General features: G+C 68.2%; 1 pseudogene. It reads right to left on the bottom strand.

Annotated features, from left to right (window positions below):
- Positions 1-1,206, bottom strand: a pseudogene (locus AB0G11_RS48910) (DNA-directed RNA polymerase subunit beta); the annotation flags it as partial.

Here is a 1,206-nt window from a genome sequence, read left to right as displayed (position 1 = left end):
CTCGTCGAGGTCGGCCAGGACCTCTTCGGAGACGTTCGGGATGTCGCGGGTGATCTCCTCCGGGCCCAGCTTGGTGTCACGGGCGTCGACCTCGTACTCCTCGATGTGCACCGAGGACAGTACGTCGTCCTGCACCAGGCGCTGCGAGATGATGATCGCGTCCTCGTAGTTGTGCCCCTCCCACGGCATGAACGCGACCAGCAGGTTCTTGCCGAGGGCCATCTCGCCGCCGTCGGTGGACGGGCCGTCGGCGATGACCTGACGCGCCTCCACCCGGTCGCCCTCGGCCACGATCGGCTTCTGGTTGAACGAGGTGCCCTGGTTGGAGCGCTTGAACTTGGCCACCCGGTACGTCGTCCGGGTGCCGTCGTCGTTCATGACCGTGACGTAGTCGGCGGAGACCTCCTCGACCACGCCGGCCTTCTCGGCGCTGATGACGTCACCGGCGTCGGTCGCGGCACGGTATTCCATGCCGGTGCCGACCAGCGGCGCCTCGCTCCTGATCAGCGGCACCGACTGCCGCTGCATGTTCGCCCCCATCAGGGCCCGGTTGGCGTCGTCGTGCTCCAGGAACGGGATCATCGCCGTCGCCACCGACACCATCTGGCGCGGCGACACGTCGATGTAGTCGACCTCGGCCACCCGGACCAGCTCCGTCTCACCGCCCTTGGTGCGCACCAGGACGCGCGACTCGGCGAACGACCCGTCCAGGTTGAGCACCGTGTTGGCCTGCGCCTTGACGAAGCGGTCCTCCTCGTCGGCCGTCAGGTAGTCGATCCGGTCGGTCACCTTCCCGTCGACGACCTTCCGGTACGGAGTCTCCACGAAGCCGAAGGCGTTGACCCGGGCGTAGCTCGCGAGATAGCCGATGAGGCCGATGTTGGGGCCTTCAGGGGTCTCGATCGGGCACATCCGGCCGTAGTGGGACGGGTGCACGTCACGCACCTCGAACCCGGCGCGCTCCCGTGACATGCCGCCGGGCCCGAGTGCGGACAGCCGCCGCTTGTTGGTCAGGCCCGCGAGCGGGTTGGTCTGGTCGAGGAACTGCGAGAGCTGCGAGGTGCCGAAGAACTCGCGCAGCGCCGCGACGACCGGGCGGATGTTGATCAGCGTCTGCGGCGTGATCGCCTCGACGTCCTGCGTCGTCATGCGCTCGCGCACGACGCGCTCCATCCGGGCCAGGCCCAGGCGGACCTGGTTCTGGAT

It is taken from the genome of Nonomuraea sp. NPDC023979, from assembly GCF_040639085.1.
Taxonomy (GTDB): Bacteria; Actinomycetota; Actinomycetes; order Streptosporangiales; family Streptosporangiaceae; genus Nonomuraea; species Nonomuraea ceibae.
Note: the sequence above shows the minus strand (reverse complement) of the source record. Positions and strands in the feature narration are given on the sequence as shown.